The organism is Streptomyces sp. NPDC093109 (genome assembly GCF_040701725.1).
Taxonomy (GTDB): Bacteria; Actinomycetota; Actinomycetes; order Streptomycetales; family Streptomycetaceae; genus Streptomyces.
On record NZ_JBFBEZ010000014.1, the window covers coordinates 172,773 to 179,909 of the forward strand.

At 68.4% G+C, this 7,137-nt stretch carries 5 protein-coding genes; 1 reads left to right on the top strand and 4 read right to left on the bottom strand.

The features are described 5' to 3' along the window. Entirely contained in the window at positions 1-2,394 is a 2,394-nt protein-coding gene (locus AB0389_RS16395; protein WP_366396063.1) for a hypothetical protein, read from the bottom strand. Positions 2,395-2,625: 231 nt separating this feature from the next. Here AB0389_RS16395 and AB0389_RS16400 point away from each other — a divergent pair, with 231 nt between their 5' ends. Further along, on the top strand, positions 2,626-4,404 hold the full coding sequence (locus AB0389_RS16400) for a sulfatase (protein WP_366396064.1): 1,779 nt from the start codon (positions 2,626-2,628) through the stop codon (positions 4,402-4,404). Between the two features lie 15 nt (positions 4,405-4,419). Here AB0389_RS16400 and AB0389_RS16405 read toward each other — a convergent pair whose 3' ends face one another. The 3 genes from AB0389_RS16405 to AB0389_RS16415 are packed head-to-tail and all read right to left on the bottom strand — an operon-like array spanning position 4,420 to position 7,068. After that, positions 4,420-5,187 (bottom strand): P-loop NTPase, encoded by a 768-nt coding sequence (locus AB0389_RS16405; RefSeq protein ID WP_366396065.1) that lies wholly within the window; start codon positions 5,185-5,187, stop codon positions 4,420-4,422. Continuing rightward, the gene (locus AB0389_RS16410; protein WP_366396066.1) at positions 5,180-6,208 is read right to left on the bottom strand and encodes an LD-carboxypeptidase; all 1,029 of its coding nucleotides are present in this window, start codon (positions 6,206-6,208) and stop codon (positions 5,180-5,182) included. The genes AB0389_RS16405 and AB0389_RS16410 overlap by 8 nt, the downstream gene beginning before the upstream one ends. Beyond that, a complete protein-coding gene (locus AB0389_RS16415; RefSeq protein ID WP_366396067.1) occupies positions 6,205-7,068 on the bottom strand; it encodes a phosphotransferase in 864 nt (287 codons plus the stop codon). Before AB0389_RS16415 ends, AB0389_RS16410 begins: the two co-directional genes overlap by 4 nt. Between the last annotated feature and the right edge of the window lie 69 nt (positions 7,069-7,137).

Sequence of the window (7,137 nt, forward strand, 5' to 3'; positions counted from 1 at the left end):
TCAGTCTTCAACGCCACGACGATGCGGTCGGACGTAGGTGTATCCCGCCGGTATCTCCGGTGTGCCGGCCAGGCCGAAAGCGAGGAAGTCCTCCCGGAACAAGCGTCGTTGCTCCGCACTGGCCTCATATCCCAGATGGCCGATATAGCGAAGAAAACCGGGTACGTGATGTCCCTTGATCACACGGCCGGAGTCCACGGCCGGTTCCTGATAATCCGGCGTATACGGCCTGATACTCAATACGAGTGGCGTGTAGCAAACCAGTTCGAGCGCCGGCTCGCCGGAGCGGGCCGGGTGGGAAGGGCGGCCGTCGACACCGCGACTGCCGCGTTCCAGCGTCAGCCGCCCCGCGGCGAGCAGTCTGTCGAGCGCGGCCGCCACTTCCGAAGGTGCGGTGTTCCTCGGCTCGTCCGGCATGACGAGCCGGACAGCCGGGCCGACCCGGTCACGCGGGAGCATCGCTCTTCCATACACATCGAGCAGCCCCAGACGCCGCACCGCGGTCATCACGAGCCACTCGACGCCGTATTCGCCATCGCGTAGGAACGCTGTTGTACTCGGCCCCTCCCCATCGTCCCGGGTCAGCACTCGACGGTCGTACCGATGCTCGATCAGCCTGCCGTCAACAGTCTCCGGCTGAGGCAGTCGCGTGGTCCTGGCGTGCACCACACGGCTGCCGCGCCGCCAGGACAGCGACAGCCAGATACCCGGGAAGAAGTCGGCCGGCCAGCTCAGACCGACGAGGCAGCCCCGCCGCGGCTCGAACCGCGCGTTGTGGCGGAACGGCCCGGCCGCCGACTCGCGCCCGTCATGACTCAGCAGGAGCCGTACGGTGTCCGCCGCGCCCCGGAGCGCGGCATCGGCCGAGACCTCTTCGGGCAGCGGCACGATGCCATCGCGTACCTGCCATGCTCGCAGCGGCTGTGCCCACTCGATCCGCTCGCCCGTGACGGACTGCCACCGGGGCACATCCAACTCCCCGTCGTCGGGCCACCAAAGACCGTCGTCGTCCGCTCCGTCCGCGTCGTCCGCACACGCTCCTCCCGAAGGACCGTCGTCACGAGTTGAGCCGTCAGGGCTGTTGGACGGACGCGGGCTTGGGGCCGGGATCGACGCCGCGTCCGGCAGGAGGCTCTCCCGCCAGCCACGGCCGGACGACTCGTCGCGGTGTCCCACGGCGTCACCCGCGGAGAAATCCCCGTTCCCGTACTCGGCACGCCACAGCCCGCCGCCCTGCCAGCGGTCGTCCACGGCCAGCCACACTCCGTTGGACAGCCGCCCCGTCGTGTCGTCGCGCTCTCCCCGTACGTAGTCCGCCAGCAGCGTGTTCGCATGGCAGATCGCCAGAGGGTACGCCGTGGTACGCAGGCTCCCCGGCTCTCCCGGCAGGGAGCGCAGCGCCGGCCCCAAAGCCGTGTACGCCACCCGCTTCCCGCCGACCGGCCGACGCCGCCCGCTCGGCACGGCCGACCGTACGACCGACTGTGCCAGCGTCTCCAGAGCGGCTCCGCCCAGCGGTCCCGGATCGGCGAGGCGATCAACCATCGAATCCCGGGTGAATGCGTAGTCACCCCACATACGCACGCTCGGCAGCGAACCCAGCGCCGTCCGAACCGCGCGCATCAGGGTGAGCAGCGCCATCCCCATCACCTCGTGGTCGCTTCCGGCCGGCAGAAGTAACGGCAGGGGGATGGGAGCGAGGGAACTCGTCAACTGGCTCCGGCCCCGGGTCATCAGATACCGGGCGTAGTAGGCCGCGTCGTCGAGACCGCTGTCGGACGAAACGTACTGGGACTCGACCAGCAGGTGACCGTACTCGTCGATCCTGCCTCGCCGCCGGAGCCTGTTCAGCCGCTCCCTGGTGGCTGCGAGTCCCTGACCGAACGCCGTATCGTCGAACACGAGCCGCTCGCGCAGGACCGATGTCTCCGCCTCGGCCAGTTCACCGGGACCACGGGCCTCCGCCGGAGCTCCCGAGATCCAGCCCGGGGTGTCGCCTTCTCCGCCGAGAGCAGGGTGAGCGCCCTCCTTGTAGACAACCTCCGCCGGAAGAAGATCCCCGCCCGTCCGGACGTTGATCATGGCACCGACCGGTAGCGCCTCCACCCGATCGCCCAGAGCCACGGAGGGGAACTCGCCGATGTCCAGCGGTCCCCCGGCATAGCCGCCCGTCTCGGTGTCGAAGCCGAAGTACACCGCGTTGAAAGCCACCGCCGTATGGACAGGCGCGGCACGTCCGGCGACGAACTCACCGAGGTAGCGGAGCAGTCGCTTCTGATCGGGGCCGCCGACGGCCGCGGCCGGTTCCTGGACCATCTCCTGGGTGATCAGAGGTGGGTCGATATAGGGCCGCCAGATCCGCGAGGGTGCTCCAATATCCGTGATTGATCTCATATGGCGCCCATTTTCACGCTACGGCTACGGAAAGTGAAGAGCCGGAACGGACTCGGCTTCACAGGCATGTCCGGAACCTACACGCGGGCACCGACAGTTTTCCGGCACTTCGGGTACTGGGCAGACCGCTGAACCGAAGAGGCCGGTGAACCGTACACACATACCGTCGCCTCTCCCTTTCCCGGCGGGGCCGTCGTACGATCACCGGGCTTCGCACGGAAGGGCCTTCGGATGTCACTGACGGATCCGGACACGGACACGCAGATGAACGCGGACACGGAATCGGAACCGCAACCGACTCCGGGCACGGACACGGACACCGGTACGGATCCCGCCTCCGGTACGGACCCCACCGCGGCCCCGGTGACGGCGGAACCGCCGTCCCGCGCGCGGCGGATCGTCGGCGTGACCGTGACCGTACTGGCCGCGGTGCTGGTTACGGGGGCGCTGCTGCTGCCCAACCACAAGGATCTGCTGACGGTCGGCATGTTCGCCCGGATACCCGTCGAGGCGATCTTCGCCGCCGCCCTGCTGCTCGTACTGCCGCCGAAGTCGCGACTGGCCGCGGCGGTGGCGGGCGGGGTGGTGCTCGGGGTGCTGACGATCCTGAACCTGCTGGACATGGGGTTCTACCAGTTCCTCGACCGGCCCTTCGACCCCGTACTCGACTGGATCCTGTTCGCCGACGCCAAGTCGTTCCTCAACGACTCGATCGGCGAGGCCGGGGCGATGGGCGTGGTGATCGGGCTCATCGCGCTCGTCCTGGCGCTGCCCGCCCTGATCACGCTGTCGATCGTCCGGCTGAGCGGGCTGCTGGCGCGGCACAACGCGGTGGCGACGCGCTCGACGCTCGTGCTCGGCACCGTGTGGGTCACCCTCGCGTCGCTCGGCACGCAGATCGGCGGCATACCGGTCACGGCGGGCAACGCCGCCGCCCATGTCGACCGCAGTTACCGGCAGATCGCGGACGGCATCGCGGACAAGCGGATCTTCGCCGAGGAGTCGCGCGTCGACGCGTTCCGCGACACCCCGGCCGACCAGCTGCTGACCGGGCTGCGCGGCAAGAACGTCATCTTCGCGTTCATCGAGAGCTACGGCCGCAGCGCGATCGACGACCCCGCGATGGCGCCGCAGGTCGAGGCCGTACTCGAACGCGGCACGGAGCAGCTCGACCAGGCGGGCTTCGGTTCGCGCAGCGGCTATCTCACCTCGCCGGTGTCGGGCGCCGGCAGCTGGCTGGCGCACACCACCTTCATGTCCGGCATGTGGGTCAAGAACCAGCAGCGGTACCGCAGTGTGACGTCGAGCAAGCGGCTCACCCTCACCGACGCGTTCCGGCGCACCGGTGACTGGCGTACGGTCGGCATCATGCCGGGCGTGACGCGGTCCTGGCCGGAGGGCAAGTTCTTCGGCCTCGACCACATCTACGACTCGCGCCAGATGGGCTACCAGGGACCGAAGTTCAGCTGGTCCCCGGTCCCCGACCAGTTCAGCCTGGCGGCCTTCGAGCGCCTGGAACACGGCAAGGCCGGCCACCAGCCGCTGATGGCGGAGATCGTCCTCGCCTCCAGCCACAACCCGTGGGCGCCGCTGCCCGAGATCGTCGACTGGGACGAGATCGGGGACGGCTCGATCTACCACGAGATCAAGAAGGCGGGCAAGGATCCCAAGGAGGTGTGGACGGACAGCGCCAAGGTCCGTAACGAGTACCGGCGTTCCATCGAGTACTCGATCCACTCCCTGGTCACCTGGGTCGAGAAGTACGGCGACGACGACACCGTCCTCGTCTTCCTCGGCGACCACCAGCCCAACGCCACGGTCACAGGCCCGGACGCCGGCCGCGACGTACCGATCTCGATCGTCGCCCACGACCCGGCGGTGCTGAAGAAGATCGACGGCTGGAACTGGAACGAGGGCCTGCGCCCCGCCAAGGACGCGCCGGTCTGGCCGATGAACGAGTTCCGCGACAAGTTCCTGACGGCATACGGGTCGGACGCCACGAAGCCGTAACCGGCGCGGGCCGGTTCAGGCCGCCGGCATGAGGAGGGTGCACAGGTCGATGATGAGGCCCGCGCGTTCGAGGTGCGCGATGACCGACTGATCCACGTTGCCACCGCTCTCGATGGTGGAGGCTCGTTTGTCGATGGGCACCTTGATGAGTCGGCTGCCGGGGAGAAGGGCGTGGAGATCGTCGCCCGCCGAGCCTGGGAAGGGCTGCCAGTCGTGGAAGCAGTTGGGGCAGGTGGCTTGGCTCATGTTCTCGACGACGGCAACGACGGGCACTCCGGCCTGTTCCAGCATGCGAAGAGATCTGCGTACATCGACAAGGGCAAGCTCGTGGGGAGTGGTGACGATGACGGCGGCTGCGCAGTCCAGTTCTTTCAGTACGGCGAGCTGCGTCTCTCCGGTACCGGGCGGCATGTCGACAACGAGCGCGTCCAGCGGCCCCCACGCGGTGTCGTGGACGAGTTGGTGCAGCGCGCCGCGCAACAGTGGGCCGTGCCAGATGTAGGGGTGGTCCGCGTCTGCCAGAAGCCCGGTCGAGACGACGGGGATGCCGTTGCTACGGGCCGGCTGGATGCGCTGGAGACGGATCCGCAGCCGCCCGTCGACACCGAACAGTGTGGGGGCGCTGGGGCCGGTCAGGTCAGCGTCGAAGTGCCCGACATTGACGCCGCGGGCTTTGAGCCCACGGGTGATGGCGGCGGCGATGGTGCTCTTGCCGACGCCGCCCTTGCCACTCCAGACGGCGACGGCTTTGGCGCTGTCGGCGGAATCTTCGTGTTCAGACACGGGACGCCTTCCTCTCGGTAGTGACAGCTGGACCTTCGATGCGAAGTTCGGTTCCGGTGATGCCGGCAGCGATCCCCAGCGGGTAGGTGGGCAGCGGATCGACGTGTCCGCCCTCCATACCGGTGATCACGGGATAGTCGCCGCTGCGAGTGTGGGCGGCGAGTACCGCTTCGAATCCGTCGGTGTCCTGGGCGCGGCTGATACGGAGCATGACCACCGCTGCGGGGTGGTCGAGGATCCCGGCCTGCCGCAGGTGGGTGAGGTCGGCGTCCGCGTCATCGGGCCCGTACGGGGGGTCGGAGATGTCGATCAGCAGGATGTGACCCGACAGGTCCGGCTGCCACGGGGTACCGGCCAGCAGCCGCAGCGACGGCAGGCAGAACGGCGCCAGCGGGCCCGTCGCGGTCCCGGGGCGCAGCTCCTGGCGTGGCGGCGCCGGGCATACGGAGCGCCGGCGGTGCGCGGCTTGGGCGGTGCGGTGGGGTTCGTGGACCAGGTAGCCGGACACAGGTACGGGGCCGGGCGCTGCGGAGTTCGCCGTAACCGTGCGAAAGTGATCGACGGAGTACGGGAACGGCTGGTCATACTCTCCCCACTGGGGGAGCAGCGCCGGGCCGTAGAAGGTGACCAGGCCGGTGCACCCGTGGATGGCGTGGTGAAGGACGGTGGTGTCGGAGTATCCGCACAGCACCTTGGGGTTGGCGGCAATCGCGTTCCAGTCGAGGTGGGGCAGTAGTTGGGCAGTGTGATTGCCGCCGATCGTGGTGATGACGCCACTGATCGCCGGATCGGCGAAGACCGCGTTGAGATCGTCGGCGCGGTGTTCCGCGGTACCGCTTGTCCATCCTGTACGGGCCCGGGTGGTCGGTGTGGTAATCGTGTTGAAACCGGCCGAGTGGAGATTGGCGATGCCTCTGAGGAATGCGTCGGGGTACTGGGCGGGGCCGGGCGACGACAGCGTGACGACCGCGATGGTGTCGCCTTTCTTCAGCGCCGGCGGGAGGAGCGTCGGCACCTTCATCGCTGGAGACCGCCGAGAAGACTGGTGATGTCGGCAGGCACGGCGGTCGCCCAGTTGGCCAGGTCGCCGGCCATGTGGCGGGGAAAGTCGCCTCGCATCAGCCCCAGACACACCAGACCGACGGCGACCGCGCCGCCGGCCAGTGGCAGACAGGCGGACTCGGCCGGGGCCAGACGGCGGACGCTGGTGTAAGCGTTCAGGATGTCTGCGGCGAGGCCTCGGTTGATGCGGCCGGGGAGGATTGCGGCGAAGTTCGTGGAGTCGTGCTGGTAGTGCACGGAGCAGAACGACAGCAGGGCTTCGGCGAGGTCACGGAGGCTGGGGCCCCGGTGAGCGTTGTCGAAGTCGATGAGGGTGGCCGGGCCGCCGGCTGCGTAGATCAGGTTCCATGGGTTGGTGTCGCCGTGCGTCAACTGGCGGGTGAGGCTGCCCCAGTCGGCCGCGTCGGCCCGGAGAGCCCAGGCATGTACTTCGTACTCCATCATGTCGAGCACGGCGTTGGGCACGTCGGTGACGTCCCGGGCCAGGGCGATGTGGTTGATCGCACCGTCGAAGGCATTCTCGGTGGGGCCATCGGGCACGTCGGCCTTCGCTGCGTGCAGCAGGGCCATGGTGCGCCCGGCCTGGGCGCGGTCGGCGGGCGTGCCGGTGTATCGGCGGCCCGGCACATACTCGGTGAGGGTGAATCGCGATTCCGCGATCTCGAACCAGGCGCCGCCGGTGGTGGTGCGCAGGATGCGCGGAACGGGGAGGCCGGCGCCTGTGAGCTGGGTCTGCCAGGCCGTTGCCAGGGCCAGGGCATCAGTCTCGCAGTACCAGGGGATCTGCTTGAGGGGGCCTTGTCCCAGAAGGGTGGACACCTGTTCGTGTCGTTATGCGGCAAGTGTGATGGTAGCTGACTGCTGCTCGTAGGTGATCGGGGCCTGCTG